Source organism: Yinghuangia sp. YIM S10712 (assembly GCF_051388935.1).
GTDB lineage: Bacteria > Actinomycetota > Actinomycetes > Streptomycetales > Streptomycetaceae > Yinghuangia.
On sequence record NZ_JBPKBI010000026.1, the window covers coordinates 22,389 to 47,707 of the forward strand.

General features: G+C 72.6%; 13 protein-coding genes. 1 reads left to right on the forward strand and 12 read right to left on the reverse strand.

Going from position 1 to position 25,319, the window contains the following annotated elements; all coding sequences use genetic code 11:
* Positions 1-123: 123 nt before the first annotated feature.
* Positions 124-747, forward strand: a complete 624-nt coding sequence (locus tag ACRX5W_RS30335) for a TetR/AcrR family transcriptional regulator (RefSeq protein WP_436791584.1) — start codon at positions 124-126, stop codon at positions 745-747.
* 45 nt (positions 748-792) lie between these two features.
* On the opposite strand, the gene ACRX5W_RS30340 is transcribed toward ACRX5W_RS30335, so the two are convergent.
* The 12 genes from ACRX5W_RS30340 to ACRX5W_RS30395 form a co-directional block, all read right to left on the reverse strand.
* Complete coding sequence (locus ACRX5W_RS30340) at positions 793-1,638, reverse strand: TauD/TfdA dioxygenase family protein (RefSeq protein WP_436791585.1); 846 nt, start codon at positions 1,636-1,638, stop codon at positions 793-795.
* Entirely contained in the window at positions 1,635-1,970 is a 336-nt protein-coding gene (locus tag ACRX5W_RS30345; RefSeq protein ID WP_436791586.1) for a hypothetical protein, read from the reverse strand. The genes ACRX5W_RS30340 and ACRX5W_RS30345 overlap by 4 nt, the downstream gene beginning before the upstream one ends.
* Positions 1,967-3,280: an aromatic ring-hydroxylating oxygenase subunit alpha gene (locus ACRX5W_RS30350; protein WP_436791587.1), complete on the reverse strand. Its 1,314-nt coding sequence runs from the start codon at positions 3,278-3,280 to the stop codon at positions 1,967-1,969. Before ACRX5W_RS30350 ends, ACRX5W_RS30345 begins: the two co-directional genes overlap by 4 nt.
* 181 nt (positions 3,281-3,461) lie before the next feature.
* Entirely contained in the window at positions 3,462-5,225 is a 1,764-nt protein-coding gene (locus tag ACRX5W_RS30355) for an ABC transporter ATP-binding protein (protein ID WP_436791598.1), read from the reverse strand.
* A 5-nt stretch (positions 5,226-5,230) separates the two neighbouring features.
* Positions 5,231-6,985 carry an ABC transporter ATP-binding protein gene (locus ACRX5W_RS30360; RefSeq protein ID WP_436791588.1) on the reverse strand — a complete coding sequence of 585 codons (1,755 nt, stop codon included), beginning with the start codon at positions 6,983-6,985 and terminating at the stop codon, positions 5,231-5,233.
* Complete coding sequence (locus ACRX5W_RS30365; protein ID WP_436791599.1) at positions 6,982-7,710, reverse strand: class I SAM-dependent methyltransferase; 729 nt, start codon at positions 7,708-7,710, stop codon at positions 6,982-6,984. Before ACRX5W_RS30365 ends, ACRX5W_RS30360 begins: the two co-directional genes overlap by 4 nt.
* A gap of 35 nt (positions 7,711-7,745) precedes the next feature.
* Positions 7,746-8,576, reverse strand: a complete 831-nt coding sequence (locus ACRX5W_RS30370; protein ID WP_436791589.1) for a thioesterase II family protein — start codon at positions 8,574-8,576, stop codon at positions 7,746-7,748.
* Positions 8,570-9,799, reverse strand: a complete 1,230-nt coding sequence (locus tag ACRX5W_RS30375) for a cytochrome P450 (RefSeq protein ID WP_436791590.1) — start codon at positions 9,797-9,799, stop codon at positions 8,570-8,572. The genes ACRX5W_RS30370 and ACRX5W_RS30375 overlap by 7 nt, the downstream gene beginning before the upstream one ends.
* Before the next feature lie 38 nt (positions 9,800-9,837).
* Positions 9,838-11,793, reverse strand: a complete 1,956-nt coding sequence (locus tag ACRX5W_RS30380; protein WP_436791591.1) for a Gfo/Idh/MocA family oxidoreductase — start codon at positions 11,791-11,793, stop codon at positions 9,838-9,840.
* Positions 11,790-12,956: a saccharopine dehydrogenase NADP-binding domain-containing protein gene (locus ACRX5W_RS30385; RefSeq protein WP_436791600.1), complete on the reverse strand. Its 1,167-nt coding sequence runs from the start codon at positions 12,954-12,956 to the stop codon at positions 11,790-11,792. The genes ACRX5W_RS30380 and ACRX5W_RS30385 overlap by 4 nt, the downstream gene beginning before the upstream one ends.
* Positions 12,957-13,069: 113 nt before the next feature.
* Positions 13,070-18,559, reverse strand: a complete 5,490-nt coding sequence (locus tag ACRX5W_RS30390; RefSeq protein WP_436791592.1) for an amino acid adenylation domain-containing protein — start codon at positions 18,557-18,559, stop codon at positions 13,070-13,072.
* Positions 18,556-25,146, reverse strand: a complete 6,591-nt coding sequence (locus ACRX5W_RS30395) for an amino acid adenylation domain-containing protein (RefSeq protein ID WP_436791593.1) — start codon at positions 25,144-25,146, stop codon at positions 18,556-18,558. Before ACRX5W_RS30395 ends, ACRX5W_RS30390 begins: the two co-directional genes overlap by 4 nt.
* Positions 25,147-25,319: the final 173 nt, after the last annotated feature.

Sequence of the window (25,319 nt, forward strand, 5' to 3'; positions counted from 1 at the left end):
GTTCATCACATGATTAACACAGTCGGATCGGTCGGATCGGTCGGCTCAACCGGCCGTTCGTCATGCGACGCGGCGGCACCGCGATACTGGTCGGCGGATCTTGATCTGGGAATGAGGACACGTATGGCTCGGGCACGGCGAAGCCCTGTTGACAATTCGGCCACGCGCACCGCACTGCTCGACGCCGCCGAGGCGATCATGCTCGACGAGGGCTACGCCGCCGTCAGCATCCGCCGCCTCGGCGCCAAGGTGGGCGTCAACAGTGCCCTGGTTTCCTACTACTTCGGGTCGATGGACGGACTGTTCGTCGAGTTGTTCCGCCGGGGCGCCGAGCGGAGTCTGCACAAGCTGACCGAGGCCCTGCGGTCGCCGCAGCCGCTGTGGGCGCTGTGGGACCTGACCCACGACTACTCGGGTAACGCGCTCACCATGGAGTTCCTTGCGCTGTCGAACCACCGCAAGGCCATCCGGTCCGAAATCGCCGCGTATTCCACGAAGTTCCGCACCCTCCAGCTTGAGACACTCTCGGACGTGCTGCGTCGCCACGGCGTGGACCTGGACCGCTGGCCGGCCGTGTCGCTGATCCTGGCCATGGCCGGCATCTCCCGCTACCTCCACATGGAGGAGGCGTTCGGCGTCGACATCGGCCACCGGGAGACCATCGCGGTCATCGAACGCGAGATCCGCACCTTGGAAGGCGAACGCCGACCGGCCGGCGAGCAAACCGTCGTCCATCCAACCCCTTAGATCTGCAAGCCGAAAGACGACGCATCGGGTTGTTCGCCCTTCCCCTCATCGGATCGGCTCGTTGCCGAACACGGTGGTGCGCAGCAACTCGCGCGGTGAGTCCGGCTCGTACGGTGCGGCGCGGTGCACGACGCCGGTGTTGTCCCAGATGACGGTGTCCCCCACCGACCAGTGGTGCCGGTGGACCCGATCGGGTTCCGTGGCCCGGTCGAGCAACTCCCCGAGCAGCGCCCGTCCTTCGTCGAGGTCCATGCCGACGACGCGGTCGGCGTGGGCACCGACGACGAGGGACTTGCGGCCGGTGCGGTGGGTCCATACGAGCGGATGGGTCGACGTCGGCCGGGCGCGCCACCGGGCGAGCTGTTCCGGGGTGGGGTCGGGGACGACCCGGCGCTGGGACGCCTCCAGGGAGTGCACGACCCGCAAGGAGGCGAACCGCTCCTTGTCGTCGTCGCCCAGCGCGTCGTACGCGGCGTACGTACCGGCGAACTCGGTTTCCCCGCCGCTCGCCGCGACCTGCACCGCGCTGAGTATGGTGGCCTTCTGCGGCGGCTCGCCGTGCAGCGGGGTGCAGCCGTCCATGTGCCACTCGAAGGTGGCCTTGAGGTAGGCGGCCGAGGTGTTCTTGGCCTGGTCGAGGCTGACGCGGTAGATGCCTTCGACGGGGTGGTGTCCGTACTCGTGGTCGATGTCGCCGAGCCGCCGCGCGAAGGCGACCTGGTTCTCGGGGGCGAGGTGGAGGTCGCGGAAGACCAGGACGCCGTACTCATCGAGCGCTTCGAGAACGGCAGCGACGGCGGTGTCGTCGTGGGCGAGCTGCTCGGCGTCGACGCCGCGCACCTCGGCGCCGACGGTCGCCGCGAGCGGTGTGCAGGTGATCGTCGTCGTCACGGGTGCGGCTCCAGGTGACGTTCGAAGTAGGCGGTGCCGGCGTCGATGACCTTGGGCTGGTGCCAGACGTCCACGGGCAGCGACACCATGATCAGCGAGTACACGAGGTGGAGCAGGTTCAGCTCCCGCTCGGGCAGGTCGTGCAGCGGGAATCCGTCGAGGTGGGCCATCGCGTCCGGCACGCGCGGGAAGGCGGCGTCGTAGAACTCCTGCATGTCGGCCATCGTGCTGTTCAGCCGCTCGGTGTACCGGGCCGCCTCGGTTTCGATGCACCAGCGGGCCGCGAACGGCTCCAGGTCGGCGAAGGTGTCGGGCAGCATCGGCGTGGTCACGCGCGCACCGCCTCTCCGTCGCGGCGCCCCTCGGGTTGTCCGTCGCGGAGATGGGACTGCACCCAGTCGCCGACCGCCTTGTGCAGATGACGAACCGTCACCTCCTGGTCGCACAAGGGCCATTGGTCGATGACGCGTGATTCGAGGCCCATCTGGGTGCCGTCCAGGGTGCCGGCGTCCTGGAGCCCGGCCTCCTTGGACACGACCGCGGTCACCTCGTGGCGGATGCGCTCACTCGCGTTGCGCGACGGCGGGAACCAGTACGACATCTCCCAGGTGTGCGTGTTGTGCGAAGTCGGCCAGTACTGGTACGTCAGGTACCAGCCCCGCTCGTACAGCAGGATCACGAAGTTCGGGAAGATCTGGAAGTTCGAGATCGACCAGGGGTCGAGCCCGCCGGGGTTGATCCCCGGCGGCAGGTTGGCGGGGTCGAGCTCGGGGATGTCCGGGCGTTCCCACGGACCCATCATGCCCGCCTGGACCTGGTGTTCGATCGGGTACAGGTTCTCCGGCGGGGACATGTGCCGCGGCACGCCCTTCCAGCCGCCGGTGCTCACCAGCCGGTGCGGCCCGTCCATCTGGAAGTACGGGACCTTGAACCCGGTGTCGAAGCTCCGCAGGGCCGGGACCTGCTGCTGTGAGTGCAGGATCGGCGCGTGGTAGTACTCCTGGAACGCGTCCAGGAAGATCTTCCAGTTGCTGAGGATGTCCGCCTTGAACGCGTACCGCTCCGTGAACAGGTGGAACGGGTAGCCTTCCAGCCCCCGCACCATCGGCCCGAGAAAGTCGGGCAGCGACTGGCTCGGCTCGCGCGAGAGGTTCACGAAGATGAACCCCTCCCATACCTCGCAGTGCACCCGCACCAAGGGGAACTCGGACCTGTCGAAGTCGAAGTACTCCTCCTCCTGGAGCACGAACTTCAGCTCACCGTCCAACCCGTAGCGCCAGCCGTGGTATTTGCACATGAACTGGCGGCACACGCCGCTGGTTTCATCGCGCGGCGTCTCTCCCCACAGCAGCTTGTTGCCGCGGTGCCGGCACACGTTGTGGAACGCGTGCACCCGCCCGTCGAGGTCCCGTGTGACGATCACCGACGTCGCGGCGACCGTGAGCTCCTTGGTGAAGAAGCTTCCCTTGCGCGGAAGTTGCTCCACGCGGCCGACGTTCAGCCACGCCCGCTTGAAGACCGCCTCGCGTTCGAGCTCGTAGAACTCCGGCGATATCGAATCCTCGTACGACACCAGGCCGGTTCCCAGCCCGGGAACGCGCCCGGTCCAACTGGCCTCCGACGGCTTGCCGGAACGCACCATGGCCATCCTTCCGCTCGAAGCCACCCGTTCGCCACGCCGCATGTGTTACTCGACCGATTAACAGACACCTGAGTAACACAGCGCGGACGCGGCCCGCAAGGCTTCGAGGGTCACCGGGCTGCCGTGGACGGTCGCGGACGCCTCACGCACGCGACCGCCCGACAGCGGCCCGGCGCGCCGGTCAGGTCCCCGGAGTGGCCGGCACGGCGCTGTCCGGACGAGGCGTCGGCACGTGCCGGTCGCTTCCCTGTTCGCGTTCGCGCCAGAAGGCGGCGTAAGTGCCGTCGGCGGAAAGCAACTGGTCATGGGTGCCGCGTTCGCTGATGCGCCCTTCGGTGAGGACGAGGATCCGGTCGGCGGCGACCACGGTCGACAACCGGTGGGCGATGACCAGCAGGCTCTTGTCTCGGGCGAGGGCGGTGACGGTTCGTTGCAGGGCTGCTTCCGTGGCGGCGTCGAGGGCGGCGGTGGCCTCGTCGAGGATCACGATGGGGGTGTCCTTGAGGATGCTCCGGGCGATGGCCACGCGTTGGCGTTGGCCGCCTGACAATGTGGCTCCGCCCTCTCCCACCCGGGTGTCCCAGCCGTGCGGCAGGTCGGTGACGACGTCGTCCAGCCCCGCGAGGTGTGCGGCGTGCAGCACGCGGTCCCAGTCCGCGTCCGGGGCGCCGAGGCGCACGTTGTCCGCGAGGGTGCCGGCGAAGAGATAGGCGTCCTGGAAGACGGTGGACACGTGGCGGGACAACTCGGCGGTGCCGATGTCGCGTACGTCGACGCCCCCGATCGTCACCGCGCCCGCGTCCGCGTCCCAGAACCGCGCGAGCAGTCGGGCGACCGTCGTCTTGCCCGCGCCGGACGGGCCGACCAGCGCCGTCATCCCGCGTTCGGGCAGGCGGAACGAGACGCCGTCGAGGACGGTGCGGTCGTCGTAGCCGAAGACGACGTCGCGGAACTCCACGGCGCTGCCCGCGGGTTGCCTCGCCGCTTCGGGCTCCGGCAAAGGGGCGGTCTCCAGCACGGCGGTCAACCGGCTCAGGCTGTTGCCGGCGAGGCGCACACTGGCGCCCAGCTCGGCGGCCGTCGACACGGTTTCCGCGAGCCGGGCGGTGAGCACGACGAGGGCGAGCATCGTCGGCGCGGTCAGTGCGCTGTCGAGCACAAGCTGCGCGCCGACGACGAGCACGGCGGCGAAGGCGACGCGGACGGCGAACGCGAAGGACACCAGGCCGGGCACCCCGCGTGCGATCATCCTGCGGTCCGCGAGTGCTTCCGCCGCGAGCGCTTCGTCCAGGGCGCGGTGCCCGTCGGCGGTGCGGCCGAAGGCGCGCAGCACGGGCTGGTTCTGCGCGTACTCCACGAGGTGTTCGGCCGCGTCGTGGATGGCCTGTTCGCGGTGCCGGTCCAGGCGGCGTACGACGGCCCCGCTCGCGACATGGGCCGCCGCGAGCACGGGGGCGGCGATGGTGAGGACGAGCGCGATCCGGTGGTCGAGGAGCCAGCAGGCGGCCACGATCGTGACCGGTGTGACGACCGCGTTCGTGAGCGGCCGGACGAGGTGGGCGGGAACGTTCATGATCTGGATGACGTCGTTGCCCGCGAGCCGCCCGAGCGACGCCGATCGCCCGCGCGTGAACCAGCCCAGCGGCAGGGTCACCGCGTGGTCCGCGAGCCGGTGGTGCAGCGCGCGGGACAGCCGGGCGCCCGCGGTGAACCCGCCGGCGATGCTCGCGGCCTGCGCGACCGCGTACGCCGCCGAGACCACCGCCAGCCACCACAGCCAGGGAACCGCGGAGGCAGGGTCGTCGCCCAGCAGGCGGCGCAGCACCGGCACCAGGAACGCGAACGCGACTCCTTGGAGCACGGCGGCGGCGGCCGTGGTGGCGAGCACGCGGCGCAGCGAACCGGCCTCGTTCGGGCCGCGCGCCCGGGACAGTTGGCGCATCATGCCGATCACACGGGCTCCTTGCCGGTCGCGGTGTCGAGTACGCGGCGCCGCCACAGGCGGGCGTAGTGGCCGTCGGCCGCCAGCAGGTCGTCGTGGCCGCCTTGTTCGGCCACCCGGCCGCCGTCGAGGACGATGATGCGGTCCGCGGCGCGCACGGTCTCCAGGCGGTGGGCGATCACCAACACCGTGCGTCCGGCGGTGAGTTCGCCGAGCGCTTGGCGGATGCGCGCTTCGGAGCGGGGGTCGGCGAACGCGGTCGCCTCGTCGAGGACGAGGATGGGGGCGTCGGTGATGAGGGCTCGCGCGATGGAGACGCGTTGGGCTTCGCCTCCGGAGAATTCGGCGTCCTCGCCGACCACCGAGTCGTAGCCGCGCGGCAGTTCGAGGATGCGGTCGTGGATCTGCGCTGCCCGGGCGGCTCGTCGGACTTCCTCCGGCGACGCTTCCGGGCGGCCGAGCCGGATGTTGTCCACGACCGTTCGGCGCAGCAGACGCACATCCTGGAAGACGAACCCGACGGTGCGGTAGAGGACTTCGGGGTCGATGTCGCGGATGTCGGTGCCGCCGATGCGGACGGTCCCGGCGTCGGTGTCGTGGAATCGGGGCAACAGGGCGGCCAGCGTGGACTTTCCGGCGCCGGAGGTGCCCACGAGCGCGGTGACGGTGCCGGGTTCGAGGTCGAGGTCGACTCCGCGCAGGGCGTCGTGGTCCCCGTCGTAGGAGAAGCGCACGCCGCGCATGCGCACATGGTGGCCGTCGGGTCGTCTCGGCTGAATCGGGCGCGGCAGCGGTGGTTCGGCCAGGAGCGCGACGACGCGGCCGGCGGCGGCCTGGCCCGTCTGGATCTGCTGGAGCCGGGTGCCGACCGCGCCGACGGGTGCCGCGACGGCGGGCGCGAGCAGGGCGAAGGCCACGAGGTCGGCGGGCGGCAGCCCGTCGTGCAGGACGAGTGCGCCGCCGGTGCCCAGCACGACGGCGAGGACCACGACCGGGGAGACGACGAGGAAGGCCGCGGTGGTGACCTTGAGTGTGCCCCGGGACCACGCGCTGAAGAAGCGGGCGAAGTCGTCGGCCGCGTCGGTGAATCGGCCGTGCGCGGTGCCGTGTCGGCCGAAGGACTTGACGACGGGGATGCCGTCGGCGAACTCCACGGCGCGGGCAGCCAGTTCGGTCCTGGCCTGCTGGTACTGGGCCATTTTCGCGCCGGCCCCGGCCATGGCGCGGCGGAACAGCAGGAAACCGGCGACCGGGACCGCGGTCGTCACCAGCGCGAGCCGCCAGTCCACGGCGAACAGGTATGCCAGCGCCGCGACCGGCCCGACGAGTGCCGCGGTGGCGTCGAGCAGGGTGTGCGCGACGAGGTGGTGCAGTGCGTGGACGTCGTCGTGCACCGCCGTTGTGACGCGTCCGGTGCCGCGGGCCGTGAACCAGCCCAGCGGGAGGCGTCCCAGGTGCGACGCGAGCTCTCGGCGCAGGTCGAGTTGCATGCGGTTGTCGGCGTAGTGGCTGATCGTGGCAGCCGCGTACGAGCCTGCCAGGGCGACGACGGCCGCGCCGCAGGCGACGGCGACATACGGCCACACGCGGTCCCCCGGCGCCGACGGGTCGTCCGCCAGGACGGCCGCGAGTTCCGCGACCGCGATGTAGGGGACGACTCCGGCGAGCGCGGCGAGGGCCTGGAGGGCCACGGCGAGGGCGAGTTGCCCGCGTACGCCTGCGGTGACCGTGCGCAGGGGGGCCGCGGTCGGCGCGGTGGTCATGCGGCGAGCACTCCGATCTGGGGGACGACATGCCCGCCGACGTGGGTGATGTGCCGGACCGTCAGGTCCGTTTCGCGAGCCAGGGTGCCGATGTCGTACGCGTGCCACTCGTAGCTGTCGGCGACCTGGCGTACGACCTGTCCGTCGCGCAACACCTTCCACGTCGTCGTGAAGCGCGTGCGGTCGTCCCCGACGGGTTCGGCGGCCATCCACCACTCGTACTCCTGGCGGCCGACGGTCTCGCGCAGGGAAAGCGTCGGCGGCATCGCCCTGGGGACGGCGGTGCCCATGAGTTCGACCGCGATCAGTCCGCCCGGGGCGAGGCGCTCGGCGAGGCGCTGCCACAGGGCGGCGCGCTCGTGGGGTCGGAGGTGGCCGGCGACGCCGAAGACGACGGCGGCCGAGATGCGCTCGGGCAGGTCCATGTCCTGGGCGCTGCCGTCGGTGACGGTGACGCGGCGGCGCAGGTCGGCGTCGCACGCGATGCGGGAGGACAGGACCGCGCGCATCGTCGCCGAGGGCTCTGTGGCGACGATGTCGGCGGTGGGCAGGGTCCGGGCGATGACCTGGGTGACGCGGCCGGTCCCGGCGCCGATTTCGACGACCGGCCCCGCGGCCGGGTCGACGGCGGCGAGGACGGCCGCGAGCGCCGGGCCGCTGCTCGCGACGTGCCGGGCTGCGACCAGGTCGTAGAACTCGGCCGAGGTCGAGTAGTAGTCGATCACGTGGGGTTTCTTTCGCGAGGAGCGGGCGACGGCGGTCAGGGGGTGCTGGGCCACGGCCCGGCAGTGTGTGCGAGGGACGGGTCGAGGCGTGCGACGAGGGTTCGGACGACGTCGCGTCGGGCCGGTCCGAGGTAGAAGTGGCCGCCGGGGAAGACGTGCACGCGGGAGCCGCCCGTGGTGAGCTCGCCCCAGGGGCCGGCCTGGTCGGGCCCGAACTCGGGGTCGGCGTCGCCGGTGAAGATCTCCACGGGGCAGTCGAGTGGGTCCCGCGCGGCCGGTCTGTGGGTTTCGATGAGGCGGTAGTCGTTGCGTACGCACGGGAGGATGGCGCGGCGCATATCGGTGTCGGCCAGCACCTCGCTGTGGGTGCCGCCCAGGCGGCCGAGTTCGGTGCACAACCCGTCGTCGTCGCGCAGGTGCACCCGGCCGGGTCGCGCCCGAGTCGGCGCCACGCGCCCGGACACGCACAGCCGCAGGGGCGCGGGCGCGCCGCGCCGCCGCATTTCGTGGGCGAGATCCCAGGCGACCGCCGACCCCATGCTGTGTCCGAACAGGGCGTAGCGGCGGTCGGCCGGGTCGGTCAGGGGCGTGACCGCGTCGGCGATGTGGGCGACGAGTTCGTCCATGGTGTCGACCATGGGGTCGGTGAAGCGGTCTTCGCGTCCGGGGTATTGCACGGCGTGCAGTTCGATTCCGGGCGGAAGCAGCCCGGCCCATGGGCGGTACGTGGCCGCTCCCCCGCCCGCGTGCGGAAGGCAGATCAGGCGCAGGGACGCGGCGGGCCGGGGCAGCCAGCAGCGCAGCCACCGCGCGCCCGAGGTGCCGCTGCCGTTGGACGTCGTCGCGCCGCGGTCGTACGTCACCATGCGACGGGCAGCCGCTCGACGCCGAACGTCGCCGATTCCTGCCGGTAGACGAGGTCGTCGAACGGGACGGCGAGGCGCAGCGTGGGGACGCGTGTGATCAACGTGCCGATGGCGACCTCCAGTTCGAGGCGGGCGAGGTGTTGTCCGACGCACTGGTGGATCCCGTGGCCGAAAGCGAGGTGCTGCCGGTTCTCGCGGCGGAGGTCGACGCGGGAGGGGTCGGGGAAGGCCTCGGGGTCGTGGTTGGCCCCGGCGAGGAGGGCGATGACTCCGTCGTCGGCGGGGATGACGGTGTCCGCGATGTCGGTGTCGCGGGTGGCGACGCGCAGCGGGATGGAGTCGGCGACGGAGAGGACGCGCAGCATTTCGTCGACGGCGGCGGGCAACAGGGCGGGTTCGGCGCGGAGTTCGGCGAGCAGGTCGGGTTCGCGGAGCAGCAGCAGGGTGCCGAGGGCGATCATTTGGGTGGTGGTCTCGCGGCCGGCGATGACGGTGATGCCGATGAGGGACAGCAGTTCCTGGTGGGTGACGGCACCCGTGTGCAGGTGGTCGACGACGAGTTTGGACAGCAGGTCGTCGCCGGGTTGGCGTTCGCGCAGCGCGATGAGGTCCGCGAAGAGTTTGAACATCGCGCCGAGCGCGGCGGAGACTTCCTCGGCGGTGCTGCCCCGGCCGCCGGATACGCGCGTGATGTCGTGGAAGAACGCGAGGTCGTCCTGCGGCAGCCCGATGAGTCGGCACATCGTGGACGTGGAGACGACATTGGCGTAGTCCGCGACGAGGTCGGTCCCGGCCTCGGTCCCGGCCTCGGTCCCGGCCTCGGTCCCGGCCTCGACGGCGAGCATGGCGTCGAGGGCGGCGTCGGTGATGGCCTGGATGGCCGGGCGCATCATCCGGACGCGCTTGACGGTCAGTTCGGGGACGAGCAGGCGCCGGTTGCGGGTGTGCTCGGGCGGGTCGGTGCGGATGAAGGGGCGGCTTTTGGCGCCGGCTTCCTGTTCGCCGATGCCCATGGCCGGGAAGTTCGGGCGGCGTATGTCGGCGCTGATGCCGGGGTCGGCGAGCAGGGCGCGCACGTCGGCGTAGCGGGTGAGGATCCAGGCGGTTTTGCCGGTGGGCAGGGTGACCTGGGCGGCGGGCGCTTCGGCGCGCAGTTTGGCGTACGCGTCGGGCGCGGCGAACGGGCAGGTGCGGGGCACGGGGAACGACGGCGGGCTGCTCACGGTGTGGCCTTCGGGGTGTCGGTGGGTTCGGTGTGCTGTCACGGTGTCGGTCGGGTGTCGCGGCGGCGCAGCACCGCGAGGGGCGGGCCGCCGGGCCGGGTGGGCAGGGGTTGGACGTCCATGCCGGTCTCGCGCGCGAGGTGTTCGAGGTCGAACGGCAGCCAGGTGTAGGTGTCGTGGACCTCGCGGATCAGCGCGCGGCCCTGGTGGACCGTCCATCGGCTGCGCAATCGCATGCGCTCGCCCTCGGGTTCGCCGGAGAACCACCAGGTGTACGACTGGGTGCCGATCTCGGCCTGTGCGAGCGGGAGTTCGGGGACGGCGGCAGGTTTGTCGAGGCCCATGAGTTCGACGACGACGGGCGCGCCGGGGGCGAGCCGTGCGTCCAACCGCCGCCACAGCGTGGCGCGTTGGCGGTCATCGAGGTGGCCGAGGACGCCGCACAGCACGACGGCGTCGAGGCGGTCGGGCAGTTCGAGGTCGGGGGCGGCACCGTCGGTGACGGTGACGCGGCGGCGCAGGTCGGGATCGGAGAAGACGCGGCTGGTCAGGGCGGCGCGCATGCCGACGGCTGGTTCGGCGGCGAGGATTTCGGCGTCGGGGAAGGCCTTGGCGACCGCTTCGGTGATCAGCCCGGTGCCGGCGCCGAGGTCGAGCACCATGCCCGCGCCGAGGCCGGCGAGTGCGCGAACAACTTCGGGACCGGGGCCGGTTGCGGTGTACGGTCCGGCGACGAGGTCGAAGAATTCGGCGGAGGGCGAATAGGAGTCGGTGGCCGCGGTGGCGCGTCGTTCCGCCGCCGCGACCGGGGCTTGCACAACCGCGTGCGCCGCGCGGCTCACGTGCGGTGCTGCGGGCGCGACCGCGTCGTCCGTGGTCGGCGCGGCCGAGCCGTGATCGGCCGGCCGCGCCGGCCACTGCCCGGCGATCGGGCCCAGTTCGTCCGCGGCGACCGGCCGGGGAGCGGGTGGGCGGACGACTTCGGGCGGTCCGAGCCGCGCGGCGATCTCCGACCAGATCCGACACACCGTCAGGTCGTACTGTGCGGACCGCAGTACGTCCGCCCGGGTGTCCGCGGCCGACCGCAGTCCGTCCAGGGCGCGGCCGATGGCGTCGGGCCACAGGTCGGTGAACACGTCGCGGAAGGTGACGGGTGTGTGGGGGCCGAGAGCCGACGTGGTGGGCTGGTCGAAGTGGCCGGTGTCGGGCCCGTCGAGGACGAACCGGTGGTCGGGGTCGCGGTGCGCGTGCAGGCGGGGGCTCCACAGGACCGGTCCGTGGGTGTCGGCCAGGGTCAGCACGCCGCCTTCGGTGCCGATCATGATGCGGTGCCACAGCAGTGCGTGGTTGTCGCGGTCGGCGGGGTCGAGCTGGTGGTGTACGCGCAGGGTGAGCGGCACGCCGGCGACCACGCCGTGCAGGGTGCGGAACGGGTGGCCCGGCTCTGCCTGCGGTGGTTCGCCGATGCGCCAGGGCCGCAGTCCGCCGAGCGCGGCCCCGAGGATGTCGACGAGGGGGTGCAGGAGGTGGACGGGGGTGGCCGCGTCCACGAACAGCGGGGCCTGGCGCTCGCGCAGCCTTCGCGCGGCGTCGGTGAACGCGCGCACGGGTGCGACGTGCGGGTAGTGGGTGTTGACCCGGTACTGCACGCCGTGGGTGCGGGCGGTGCGCAGCGACGCGGTGAACTCGTCCAGGTGCAGGGGGTGTTCCTGGAGGACGTGGATGCCGCGCGCCATCAGGGCGGCGGCGAGTTCGGTGCCGTTGCCGGCGGAGATGGCGGAGCCGACGGCGACGCACGCGAATTCGACGTCGTCGGGGACGGCTTCGACATCGCTGTGGAAGGGCACGCCCAGGCGGTCGGCGTACTCCCGTGAGGCGGCGGAGCCCCGGGCGAGAATGCCCGCGAGTTCGTAGTCGTCGGGGCGCCGCAGGACGGCTTCGGCGTGGAAGCGGCCGAAGTTGGTGCCGCAGACCAGGACGCGGCGGGGACTCACAGCGTGCCCTCCTCGTGGTCGGCGCCGCCGGGGTCGCCAGGGGTGTCGGGGGTGTCGGGGGTGTCGTCGACGGTGACGTCGAAGCGGTCGCAGACCCCGGTGTCGCGCAGCCACGCGACGACCGGCTCCGGGTCGAGCGCGTCACAGGCGAAGTGGAGGCCGGGCGGCACCTGACCGGAGGCGACCGCGCGTACGGCGAGCGCTCCGACGGCGGCGGTGAGCCGGTAGCTGCTGGGGGTGCGGACGGTGACGCGGCGGGTGCGGGCCCGGCCGCCGGACTCGCCGGTGAGGGTGAACACCATGGCGTAGTACGGGCTGCGCCCGGCGAGGTCCAGGTTTGCGGCGCGGATCATGTCCTCGGCGAGGGTGTCGGTGTCCGCGCCCTGCGCGAGCTGTCCGGGGAGGCGGCCGAGGGCGGCGCGTACCTGCGGCCCGGGGTAGACGTTGAACCAGTCGGCGGTGACCAGTCCGATGTCCGCCGCGAGGCGTTCGGTCTCCCCGCTCAGGAAGGGCACGAGGGCGGCGCGGTCGGGGAAGCCTGGGACCGCGGCGTCTTCGACGGCACGCAGGGCCCCGGGTTCGCGGCGGCCGTCGCGCCACGCGGCCAGGGCCTGTCCGTAGGCGGCGCCGTCCGCTCCCCCGGTGGTCAGCGACAGCATCATGTCGGCGGCGACCGTGGGCGAGCACTCCTCCATGCCTCCGGTGTGGGCGGTCAGGGCGGTGACGCGCTCGAAGTCGCGCCGGGCCGCCCACCGCGGCAGCAGGCTGGACAGTCCGGGGAGCGCCCCGGCGGACAGCACGACGCTGCTGTCCCCGGCGGGCATGCCCTTCGCGGTGAGTTTTTCCGCGGCGGGGTCGTCGCCGGCGACATCGACGTAGTGCGCGCCTTCGGCGAGTGCCGCGACGGCGACGGTGTCGACCAGGCGGTAGGTGGGGCCCGCGCAGTTGAGCACCACCGCGCATCCGCGCGCAAAAGAGCGAAGCGCTTCCGGGTCGTCCGCGTCGACGGTGAACGGCTCGCAGCCGCCTCCGAGTTCGTCCGCCACGCCGTGCAGCGCGGCGGTACGGCGGCCGCCGAGGCGCAGGTCCGTGAAGCCCATGGCGCGCAGCTCGCGCAGCGCCGCCAGACCCACCGACCCGGTCGCGCCGAGCACGCCGATCAGGAGGCCCGCGGGTGTGTCCGGCCGGCTGGTCGTGGGGCCGGGTACGGAGGTGTCGGAGCCGCTGACCGCGGCAGGGGCTCCTGCCGAGCTGCCCCGGGCCTTGTCCGCGGCGTTCATCGGGTGACCGCCCCTTCGGTCAGGTCGTCGAGGGTCCCCAGGACGCCGGGCGCGTGGTCGACGGACAGGCAACTGAAGTGGTCGCCTTCGATGTCGAGGATGCGCAGGTCGCCCAGGGTGAGGTCCTGCCAGTGCGCGGTGACGGCGTCCCTGCTTCCGGGGAACGGGTACGCGCCGCTGTGCCGCAGGAAGGTGATGTCGCCGGCGTACGGCTCGGGCTCGTAGCGGGTGATCGCGAACACGCTCTGCCGGAAGGTGCGGAACAGCCGTGTCATGTGGTCGTGTTCGTATGTTCCCGCGGACGCGGGCACCGCCTCGCACATGCGGGCCACGCGCTGGTGCCGGGATGTGGCGCCGAGTGCGCGGAAGCAGGCCGCCACGTCGGCGTGTTCGCCGGACAGGGCGGCAAGGCCGCCGTCACGCAGGACTCCGGGGCTGTCGGCGAGTACGGCGTCCGCGGCGGCGGCGACCGCGTTCTCGTCGGCGGGGAAGCCGAGGTCGGCCGGGTTGATGCCCATCATGACGGCGAACGAGTATTCGGACAGCAGTTCGTCGTCGAGCCGGAACCGCGGGCTGTGGCTGCTGATGACGGTCAGGCTCGCCACATCGGCGCCGGATTCGGTGAGTCCGCGGGCGACTTCGGTGGCGATCAGGCCGCCGAGGCAGTACCCGACCAGGTGGAACCGCGTCGCGCCGGTGTCGGCGAGGGCGCGGGCGTAGTCGGCGGCCAGGGTCTCGATCAGCCCGGCGGGCGGTGCGTCGAGATAGTGGTCGAGGGCGGGGATCTCCAGCCCCAGCAGGGTGTTCTCGCTCGTGGGGCGGCGGCGTATCTCGGTGATCAGCGCGCGGTAGGGCATCACGGTGCCGGTTCCGGCGTGGACGAGCACGGTCGCCGTCCGGCCCCCGGCCGGGGGTCCGTGCAGATGGACGACCGGTGAGGCCGGCGCCGCGTCGGGTCGGGCGGGCTCGACGTCCCCGGCGCTGCGCAGGTACGCGGCGAGCCCGGCGACGGTGGGGAGCAGCAGCATGTTGCGCAGCACCGACTCCCATTCCAGGTCGGCCGCGCCGGGTATCTGTTCGCGCAGCCGGCCCACCATGCGGGCGACGAGCAGGGAGTCGCCGCCGAGGGCGAAGAAGTCGTCGTCCCTGCCGACCTGTTGGCCGACGAGCAGTTCGCGCCACACGTCGGCGAGCTGCCGTTCGAGGTCGTCGGCGGGCTCCGCGGACGGCGCGGGCCCGGCGGGGGCGGTGCCCTGAGCGGGCAGCCAGGAGACGAGGCGGGCGCGGTCGACCTTGCCGTTGCCGGTGTGCGGGAGGGCGTCGACGAGGTGGAAGGCCGAGGGCACCATGTATTCGGGCAGCCTGGTTGCGGTGTGCCGCGCGAGTTCCGCCGGGCCTACGCGGGCGCGGTCGGTTTTGGCGGTGCCGAGGAAGAGTTCCTGGCCGGTTCGGGTCATGGGGTCGTCGTCGGGCGGCAGCACGACCGTGTCGCGTACGCCGTGTTCGGCCAGCAGGCCGAGCCACTGGGGCCGGGTGATGAAGGACTGGCCGCTGTCGGCGCGCAGGTCCGTCCATGCGGGGCCGGTCAATTCGAGGAATTCCATGGAGACCATGAGCGGGTAGTGCTGGTCGCGGGTGTGTTCGACGACGGCCAACCGGCCTTGGGGGGCTAGGAGTTCGCGCAGCCGCCCGAGTGCGGCGCCCGCGTCGGGGGTGGCGTGCAGGGCGTTGGCGCACACGATGACGTCGAAGCTGTTCGGCTGGTGGCCTTGCGGGCGCGGGTCACGGGTGATGTCGAGGAGGCCGAAGCGCACCCACGCGTGGTCCGCGAAGCGTTCGCGGGCTTCGGCGACGAAGAACGGCGAGGCGTCGGTGAACAGGTAGTCGACGCCGAACTCGGCGAGTGCGGGGACGAGTCGTGTGGTCACGCCGCCGACGCCGCCCGCGACTTCGAGGATCCGCAGGCGCTCGTCGCCGACGTGTCCGGCCGCCAGGGCGCGGAGCGCGGCGACCAGCCCGCCGCCCAGGTGGCGGATGGCGAGGTTGTCGCGGTACGCCGATTCGATGGCGTCGGTCGCCGCGCCGGGGAAGAGGACGTCGCGGATGTCGGCGGTGCCGCTGACGAGTTCGCGGACGCGGTCGGCGCACGTGCGCATCGTGGTGAGGAGACCGCTGCTCCAGCCGACTTCGCGTTCGAGTTCCGCGGCGTGTCCCCAGGCGGCGGACAGGTCGTCTGCCGAGACCGTCCGCAGTGCGGTGTAGGCGCCCGCGGTGTGCCGCAGTCGTCCGGTGTCGGTCAGCGCGCGGAGCCAGCGGCGGACGAGGTGCCGGTGGCGCGGCGTGGCGGCGAGGCCCGCGCAGATCGCGTCGAAGGACAATGCGGCACCGTCGTCGGTGAACAGGCCGGCGTCGGTGAGGGCGCGGGTCATGACGCCCAGTGCCGCCTCGTCCAGGGCGGTGAGGAAGTCGCCGAGTCGGTCGGCGTCGATGTCCGCCGACGCCTCCCGGACCGCCCGCGCGGCGGCGCCGGCGACCGGGTCGGCCCGTCCGGTCACGGGCGGTTCGACGCGCGCCGGTTCGACGAACGCCGCGAGGCGCCGGCCGGCGCTGCCGTCGTCGTCGACCACGACCGCGCAGCCGCCGACGGCCGGGTGGTTCTGCACCGCGGCCTCGACCTCGGCGAGTTCGATGCGGTAGCCGCGGATCTTGATCTGCGCGTCCTCGCGGCCCAGGAACTCGATGTCGCCGTCGGGCAGCATGCGGCCCAAGTCGCCTGTGCGGTAGAGGCGTTCGCCGGTTTCGGGGTGGGTGACGAAGCGTTCCGCGGTGCGTTCGGGGTCGCCCAGGTAGCCGTCGGCGACGCCGGTGCCGCCGATGTGGATCTCGCCGGGCACCCAGTCGGGGCGGGGGCGCAGCCGGTGGTCGAGCACACGGACGACCTGGTTGGTGAGAGGTCGGCCGTACGGGATGCTCGGGCGGCGCGGGTCGACGTCCCCGACCGGGTGGAAGATCGACCAGATCGCGCCTTCGGTGGCCCCGCCGAGACTGACGACGTCCAATCCGGGGACGAGCGCGCGGGCGTCGCCGGGGAGGGTGACCGGGATCCAGTCGCCGGACAGCAGGGCCAGGCGCAGGCTGTGCAGTGCGGTGCCGTCCTGGCCCAACCAGTCGAGGACCATGCGGAGTTGGCCGGGCACCGAGTTCCAGACGGTCACTTCGTGGGCGGCGACGAGTTCGGCCCAGTGGGAGGGGTCGCCGCGGCGGTCCGCGTCGGGGAGGACGAGCGTGCCGCCGACCGCGAGCGGGCCGAAGATGTCGTACACCGACAGGTCGAAGCCGAGACCGGCCACGCCGAGGACGCGGTCCCCGGCCGATATTCGGAAGCGGCGGTTGATGTCGAGCACGGTGTTGAGTGCGGCGCGGTGGCTGATCATGACGCCCTTGGGCGTGCCTGTCGAGCCGGAGGTGTAGATGACGTACGCCAGGTCGTCGGGCTCGACGCTGCTCTCCGGCAGGGAGCCCGGCAGGGAGTCCGATGCCTCCCGTGCCCCCTCCGCGGCAGACTCGACCGCAACGGCGGCGACGCCGTCCGGGAGCGGCGACGCGTCGACAAGGTCGTCGCGGGTCAGGACGAGGCGCACGCCCGCGTCGCGGAGGATCGTGTCACGGCGCGCCGGGGGCTGCGCGGTGTCGACGGGCAGGTACGCGGCACCGGCCAGCAGCGTGCCGAGGACGGCGACGATCTGCTCGCAGCCCTTGTCGAGGTGCACGCCGACGGGCACCCGGCCGTCCGCACCGAGGCGGCTCAGCGTCGCGGCAACAGCCCTTGCCTGCTCCAGCAGTTGCCTGTATGTCAGCTCTCGGTCGGAGGCCTGCACCGCGACGGCGTCCGGGGTGGCGCGTGCCTGGGCGAGGATCGCGTCGTGCAGCAGTGCGTCCGATACCGGCCCGGCGGTGTCGTCGACCCTCGCGCGCAGCGCGGCCTGGGCGGGCGGCAGCGGAACGTCGGCGCGGACGTCCCACGCGGTCTCGTCCCGGGCGAGCCGGCCGACGAGCGCGGCAAACGCCGCAAAGGCTTCCTGTGCGAGCCGGTCGGGCAGCACATGGTCGCGCACGTCCCACGACAGCGCGAGGGTGTCGCCGCGCTCCATGACCTGGCAGTCGATCCACACCTGCGGCGTCTGGGTCACGGCGTGGACCACACCGGACGCGGCTGCTCCGCCGAGGGCGCTGGTGAACACCACGGGCATGAGGGTGCGCGCGCCGGCTCGGCGGGAGATCTCGGCCAGTACATCGCCGCCGCCGAAGGAGGAATGCGCGAGGTCGTCCAGCAGTTGCGCGGTGATCGTCCGGACACGTTCGGCGAACGACTGATCCGGCTCAAGATCCACCGCGAGCAGCTCGACCGACGTGAACTCCCCTACCACCGACTCGATTTCGTCGTGGATCGCCGGACGGTCGACGACCGGCAGGTTGAGCGTGAACGCCGGGTTGCGGCTCCAGCGGCCGATGGTTTCCGCGAAGGCGGTGAGCAGCGCCCCGGAAGCGGTGAGGCCGCGCACCGACGCGTGTGCCTTCAAACTCGTCCACTCCGCTGCCGTGAGCACGGTCTCGATGCGGGTGAACCTGGGCGTGTCCGGGGTGTCCCGCGTGGCGGCCCACGGTTCCGAGGTGGGGAGTTCGGGGGCGGGCGGCAGGTGGTCGATGCGGTCGAGCCAGTAGGCGCGGTCGCGGGCGTGACGCGGGGTCTCGGTGAGGGCTCGACGGGCGAGCACGAAGTCGCGGAAGGCGACGTTCGGCGGCGGCGGGAGTGTACCCGGCGCGGTGTACGCGGTGTGGAACTCGGCGAGCAGAATGCGCAGGCTCGCGTGGTCCACGGTCAGCAGGTCGACCGAGAGGTGGAGGGTGGCGCCGTCGTCGCCGCGTGTGACGTGCAGGAGGTGGGCGGGCCCGTCCGCGCGCCCTGGGCGATGCGAGAGCCTGCGCCGGGTGCGGGCCACCGCTTCCGCCGCCGCTGCGGGGCCTTGGCCGCGTACGTCGTCGACTCCGACGACCGGGTCGGGGACGTCGGGCCGGACCTGCTGGTACCCGTCGGGGTGGACGGTCGCCCGCAGCATGTCGTGCCGTTGCGCGAGTTCCCGCCACGCGGCGGCGACCCGGTCGGGATCGAGGTCGGGGTACGCGAGTTCGAGGTAGGCGTGGCAGGCGATGCCGCCGTACTCGTACGCGTCCGCCCGCCCGACGAGGTAGGCGGCCTGAAGGTCGGTGAGGGGGAAGGGCTCGTGGCGTGCGGCCGGGTCCGGGGTGATGCGCAGGGTCTCGGCGGATGCGAGGTGTGCGATGAGTTCGTCGCGGCGGGCGCGGAGCACGGCCTTGCGTTCCTCGGTCATGACGCCGCGCGGCGCCCGGAACCGCAGACCGCCGTCCTCGGCCCACAGTGTGACTCCGGCCTTCTCGAACTCGGCCAGCAGGTCGGTGGTGTTCACAAGACCCCGTTTTCGTAGTCGGGTGCCGCGTCGGCCGCCGTGTGTGCCGCGATGCGTGCGGCGAGCGCGGCCACGGTCGGTGCGGCGAGGAAGGTGCGGGTGGGGACGCGTACGCCGAATCGGTGTTCGATGGCGGCGGCGACCCGGATCGCGGTGAGGCTGTCGCCGCCCGCGGTGAAGAAGTTGAGGTGCCGGTCCGTCGGTGCTGCGCCCAGGTGTTCGGCCCACAGTGCGGCCAGTGCCTGTTCGACGCCGCTTTGCGGTGGGTCGGCGGCGGTGTCGGGTGGTACGGCGTCGCGGGCGCGGGCGCGCAACGCCGCCCGGTCGGTCTTGCCGTTGGCGGTCAGGGGCAGGTCGTCCAGCACGGTGATGCGGGTGGGGACCGCGTAGGGCGGCAGGCGGTCGACGAGCCATCCGGTGAGGATGTCGGTGAGGGCATCGGCCGATCGGCTCTCGGCTTCGGCGGTGACGAACGCGACCAGCGTCGCCGCGCCGCGCTCCCCGACCGTGACCGCCGCGGCTCGGGCGACTGCGGGATGGCTGCGCAACGCGCTTTCCACGTCGCCGAGTTCGATCCGGTTGCCGCCGATCTTGACTTGTTCGTCGGCGCGGCCCAGGAACTCCAGGGTGCCGTCGGGCCAGTAGCGGCCGAGGTCGCCCGTGCGGTACCAGCGGGTGCCGTCGTGGTGGACGAACTTCTCGGCGGTGCGCGGCTCGTCGCCCCGGTAGCCGAGCGCGACACCGGCGCCGCCGATCCACAGTTCGCCGGGGACCAGGTCCGGGGCGTCGCGTCCGGCGGTGTCGCAGACGCGGTAGCGCTGGTTGGCCAGCGGGCGCCCGTACGGAATCGACGCCCAGTGCGCGGGGACCGCGTGCACGTCGTACGCGTTGGACCAGATCGCCGCCTCCGTGGCGCCGCCCAGGGCGGTGAAGCGGCAGCGGGCCGCGGTGGCCGTGCGCAGCCGCGCGGGCAGGTCGAGGCCGATCCAGTCGCCGGAGACCAGCGCGACGCGCAGCGCGGCCAGGGCCCCGACGTCGGAGGCGTTCCGGTCGGCGTCGAGCAGCATGTCGAGCAGCACGGGGACCGTGTTCCACACGGTGACGCCGTGCTCGCGCACGAGTTCGCGCCAGCGGGCGGGTTCGCGGCGGTCTTCCTCGTCGGGGAGCACGAGCGCTCCGCCGGCTGCGAGGAGTCCGAAGATGTCGTACACCGACAGGTCGAAGTCGAGCGCGGATAGTGCCAGCACCCGGTCGCCGGGGCCGACGCCGTGTCGGGCGTTGACGTCGGCGATGGTGTTCCAGGCCGCGGCGTGGCTGACTTCGACGCCCTTGGGCTCGCCGGTGGAGCCGGACGTGAAGATGACGTACGCGAGGGTGTCCGGGTTCACCGCCACCGGAGCGGCCAGTGGCTCGGCCCGCGTCGCGTGCTCGGCCGCTTCGCGGTCCAACACGGCGCTTGTGTCGGCGACTTCGAGGATTCGGCGGCGGCGCAGCGGCGGCTGTTCGAGACCGACCGGCACGTAGGCGCCGCCCGCGGCGAGCACGCCGAGGACCGCGGCGATCTGCTCGGGTCCCTTGGGGAGGGTGACCGCGACTCGGTCGCCGGGGTGTATCCCGCGTCGTTGCAGCGTGGCGGCGATGCGCAGCGACCGGTCGGCGAGTTCGCCGTACGTGGTGGCGGTGCCGCGGCCTGCCGCGTCGGCGTGCACGAGCGCGACGTTGTCGGGGTTGCGCCGGGCCTGTTCGAAGAACCCGGCGTGCAGGGGGCGGGCGGGGATGTCCGTGTCGGTGGCGTTGGCGTCGGCGCGTACGGCTCGGGACGTGTCGGGGCGCAGGTCCGGCAGGGGCGCGTCGGGGCCGTGGTCGGCGACGTGGTCGAGCAGCCGCCGGTAGGCGTCGAACATGGCGTCGAGGACGCCTTCGGCGAAGGGTTCCTCGACGGCGTCCCAGGTGACGCACAGGGCGCCCGCTTCCTCGGTGACCTGGTTGTCGAGGCAGACCTGCGGGGATTGGGAGACGCCCCACAGGCGGGCCGGGAACCCGTCGGACAGGTCCATGGACACGCCGTCGCCGACGCCGAGCGCGCTGGTGAAGACGACGGGCGCGGCGAGTTCGCCGCCGAGGTGCCGGGCCGTCTCGCGGAGCAGCCAGGCCGCCGACACGTCCCGGTGGTCGAGGTCTTCGGCCTGGTGGCGCTGGAGTTCGGCCGCCGCCGGCGACAGGGCGCCCGAAGCCCGGCGGTAGCCGGCCGGGGCGAGGGAGGTGAAGTCGCCCAGGACGCGGTTGATGTGGGGGTGGGCCTCGCGGCGGTTGAACAGGGTGAGGGTGACGGTCACCGCGTCGGTGCCGCTCCAGGCGGCGAGGACTTCGCTGTAGAGGGCGAGCAGCAGGGTCGACGGGGTCAGGCCGTGGCGGCGGGCGTGGTCCTTCAGGGCGTTCCAGCGCGTGGGTGCGAGCCGCGTGGTGCGGCGGGTGAATGCCGGCGACTCGACGTGGGACAGGGGTTTGACGAGCGGGAGTGCGGGGGGCGGCGGCAGTTCGGCGACGCGTTGCCGCCAGTGCGCGGTGGCGCGGCGCTCGTCGTCGGGGTCGGGCCGTACCTGCGTGAGGTAGTCGCGGAAGGTGACGTCGATCGGAGGAAGGGCGGCTGCGGGGTCGGTGTAGAGGCGGTCGAGTTCCGAGTAGAGCGTCATGATCGACAGGGCGTCGAAGACGATGTAGTCGAAGCCGATCGCCAGGCGGGTGCGCAGGCGTCCGTCGGTGCCGGGGTAGCGCACGGCACGCAGGTCGAACAGCGGCCACCGGCCCAGGTCGAGCACCCGGTGGGAGCCTTCCGCGCGGAGCTCGGCGAGGGCGTGTTCGGCCCCTTCCGCGGTGGTGTCCACGACGGGGATGGTGACGTCCGGTACGTCGGCGAGCACGCGCTGGGTGCCGTCGGGTTCGACGACGGCGCGCAGCATGTCGTGGCGGGCGACGAGGGCGCACCACGCCTTCTCCATGCGGGCCAGGTCGACGTCGGTGTCGTCGAACTCGGTGTAGTGCCACGTGCCGACGTTGCCGAGGGTGAAGGATGCCGCGCGACCGCTGAGGTACGCGGCCTGGACTTCGGTGAGCGGGAACGGTTCGTGGCGCCGGGCGGGTTCGGGCGCGATGGGGTGGTTCGCGGGCAGGTCGCCGAGGCTCAGCGAGGTCGCGAAGTCCCGCAGGCGCGGGGTGGCGAACACCGACGCGACGCGGGCTCCGGTGATCCCGGCGGCCCGGAGGCGGCCGAGCATGCGGGTGGCCACGAGCGAGTCGCCGCCGAGTTCGAAGAAGCCGTCGTCGCGGCCGACGAAGGGGACGTCGAGGAGTTCGCCCCAGATTTTGGCGACGGCGGTCTCGACCGCTCCTTCGGGGGCTGCGCCTTCTGCGGACCGGTCGCGTTCGGCGCGTTCGGCCGCGCGGTGGACCGCGCGGCGGTCGAGCTTGCCGTTGGCGGTCAGGGGCATGGCGTCCCATATGTGGATGGGGTCGGGCAGCATGTACGGCGGGACGCGTTCGCCGACCCAGGCGCGCAGTTCGCCGGCGTCGGGAGTGCGCGGGCCGGGCGCCGAGACGGCTGCGGCGAGCCGCCGGGCCGCTCCCTCGACGACGGTGGCGACCGCGTGCACGACGTCGGGATGGCTCTCCAACGCGGCCTCGACCTCGCCGAGTTCGATGCGGTGGCCGCGGATCTTGACCTGGTGGTCGGCACGTCCGAGAAACTCCAGGACGCCGTCGCTCCGGTAGCGGGCGAGGTCGCCGCTGCGGTACCAGCGGTCGCCGTCGTGCTCGACGAACCGCGCGGCGGTGCGCTCCGCGTCGCCGCGGTATCCGGCCGCGACGCCGGCGCCGCCGACCCACAGTTCGCCGGTGACCCAGTCGGGGCAGTCCCGGCCGCGTGCGTCGGCGACGCGGGCGCGGGTGCCGGGGAGCGGTGCGCCGTACGGGATCGACCGCCACGCGGGGTCGACGTTCGTGACCTCGAAGACCGTGGAGTGGACGGCGGCTTCGGTCATGCCGCCGAGCGCGGCGAACCGGCAGCCGGGCACGAGCGCGCGCAGCCGGGCGGGTTGGTCGAGGCCGACCCAGTCGCCGCCGAGCATGACCAGGCGCAGGCTGTCGCACAGCCCGTCCGCCCGGCCGTCGTCGGCTGCGGCGCTGACCAGCATGTCGAGCAGCGCGGGCACGCACGAGACGACGGTGACGCGGTGCCGGCGGACGAGTTCCGCCCAGTGCGCGGCGTCGCGGCGGTGGTCCTCGTCGACGGAGACGACCGACCCGCCGACGGAGAGGAACGCGAACAGGTCGTACGCGGACAGGTCGAAGTCGAGCGCGGACAGCGCGAGGGTGCGGTCGTCCGGCCCGATTCCGAACAGGTCCCCCACCGCGTCGATGGTGTTGGCGACCGCGCGGTGCGGGACTTCGACGCCTTTGGGGACGCCGGTGGATCCGGAGGTGAAGATGACGTACGCGATGTCGTCCGGGGTGGCGGAGGCGAGGGGGGCGGGAGGTTCGTCGTCCGCTTCGGCGATGCGGACGACGGTGGTGCCGGGGACGGCTTCGGCGAGGTGGGTGTGCGCGTCGTCGGTGAGGGTGGCCCGGGCGCGTGCGGCATCGTGCATGGCCGCGCGGCGGTGCGGGGGCTGGTCGACGCCGACGGGCACGTAGGTCGCGCCCGCCGCGAGGACGCCGAGGACGGCCGGGGCCTGGTCGGCCCCCTTGGGCAGGGTGATCGCGACGGTGTCGCCGGGGCGTACGCCGTTGCGGGCGAGCAGCGCGGCGATCCGCCGGGCGCGCAAGGCGAGTTGCCCGTAGGTGAGTTCGGTGTCGGCGTCGATCAGGGCCACGCGTTCGGGTTCGGCGCCGGCGATTCGGAAGAACCGCTCGTGCAGGGTGCGCGGGGCCGCGACACGGGGTTGCGGTGCGGGCCGGGCCGCGAGCTGCGCGGGCGGGGCGAGCGAGGGTACGGGTGTGCGCCACGCGTCGTCACCGTCCACGAGGGACCGGACCAGGTCGCGGTAGGCGGCGAAGGCCGCTTCGGGGACTTGGGAGGCGAACATCGCGTGACGTACGTCCCAGTTCAGCAGGAGCCCGTGGTCGAGTTCGGTGACCTGGGCGTCGAGCCAGACCTGCGGGCCCTGCGAGATGATCCAGACCGGTTTGCCGAACACGGCCTGCACGTCGTCGGAGAACGCCTCGCCGAGGCCGATCGCGCTGGTGTACACGACGGGTGCCAGGACGGGTTCGCCGTTCGCGCGTGACAGGTCGCGCAGCACGTCGACGCCTCCGTACGCGCCATGCGCGACGCCCGCGCGCAGGTCTTCCTGGACGATGCGGGCCCGGTCGGCGAACGGGATCGCTTCGGAGGTGTCGACGCCGAGCAGGATGGAACTGCTGAAGTCACCGACGAGGTGGGCCACATCGGGGTGCAGCGGCTGCCGGTCGAACAGCGGCACGTTGAGCAGGAAACGCGGCTCGCTGCTCCACGCGGCGATCACCTCGGCGAACGCGGCGGCCAGCGCGGCAGCGGGCCCGACGCCGAACTTCCGCGCTCGGCGAGTCAGTTCCGCCTTGGCCTGAGCGTCGATCCAGTGATGGAACCGCTTGGTGCGGTTGAGCGCGGTGTCGTGCGCGTGGACGGGGGTGAGGGGCGGGACGACGGTCGGCAGGCGGGGTGGTGCGGGAAGGTCGGACAGACGCTCGGTCCACCACTGCCTGGCGCGTTCGCGTTCGGGTGCACGGGCGGCGGCGTGTTCGGCGAGGTAGCGGCCGTAGCTGACGCCGATGGCGGGCAGCGGCTCGTCGGGTGCCGTGTAGAGCCGGTGCAGGTCGGCGAGCAGGATGCGCAGGCTCACCGCGTCGCCGGCCATCATGTCGAGGTCCACGTGCAGGCGGTGGCGGCCGTCGGGCAGCAACGTCAAGGCGACGCAGAGCACTTCGCCCGCGGCCGGGTCCATGCGGTGGTGCGACCGGCTCTCGCGCAGGTCGGCGAGCCGGGCGTCGGCTCCGTCCGCGTCGAGGCCCCGCAGGTCGTGCACGATCAGGCGGCCGGGGGCCGACGGGAGGTGGTCCTGGGTCCCGTCCTCGTGGAAGCGGGCGCGCAGCATGCCGTGACGCAACGTCAGCGCGTCCAGTGCGGCGCCGAGTCGGTCCGGGTCGAGCCCGGTGCCGTCGAACTCGGTGTAGAAGTGCGCCCCGACGCCGCCGAGCGGCTGGCCGTCCTGGCGGCCGGCCCAGTAGGCGTGCTGCATGGTCGCGAGCGGGTACGGGGCCGACTCGTCGAAGGCGGCCTGGTCCGGTGGCGCGGTGTGTCCGCCCGCCTCGGCGGCCCGTTCGGCGAGCAGGAGACACCAGTCGGCGAGGGTCGCGCGCTCGACCAGGTCCTCGAAGGTGACGGCGATGCCGGCACGGCGCCAGCCGCCGGCCAGGCGCATGAGCGTCAGTGAGTCCAGCCCCAGGGCGAACAGGTCGTCGTCTGCGGTGAGTTCCGTCTCCGGCATGCGCAAGGCGGCGGCGACCGTGCACAGCACGGTGTCCGGATGGATGGTCTGGCGCTCGTCTGGCACGTGCGCTCCCCTTCGTCGGTCATCCACACCCCGCTCCGGAGCCTCGTCCGGGCGGGTTCATGGGTCGGTGGAGCCGCCTGGCCGGCGGCCCGCCGGCAGGCTCCCGAGCAATTGAAAATGACTTTCATTTCGGGTATTCACATCCTAAGCACATGCCGCAGACGAACACCACC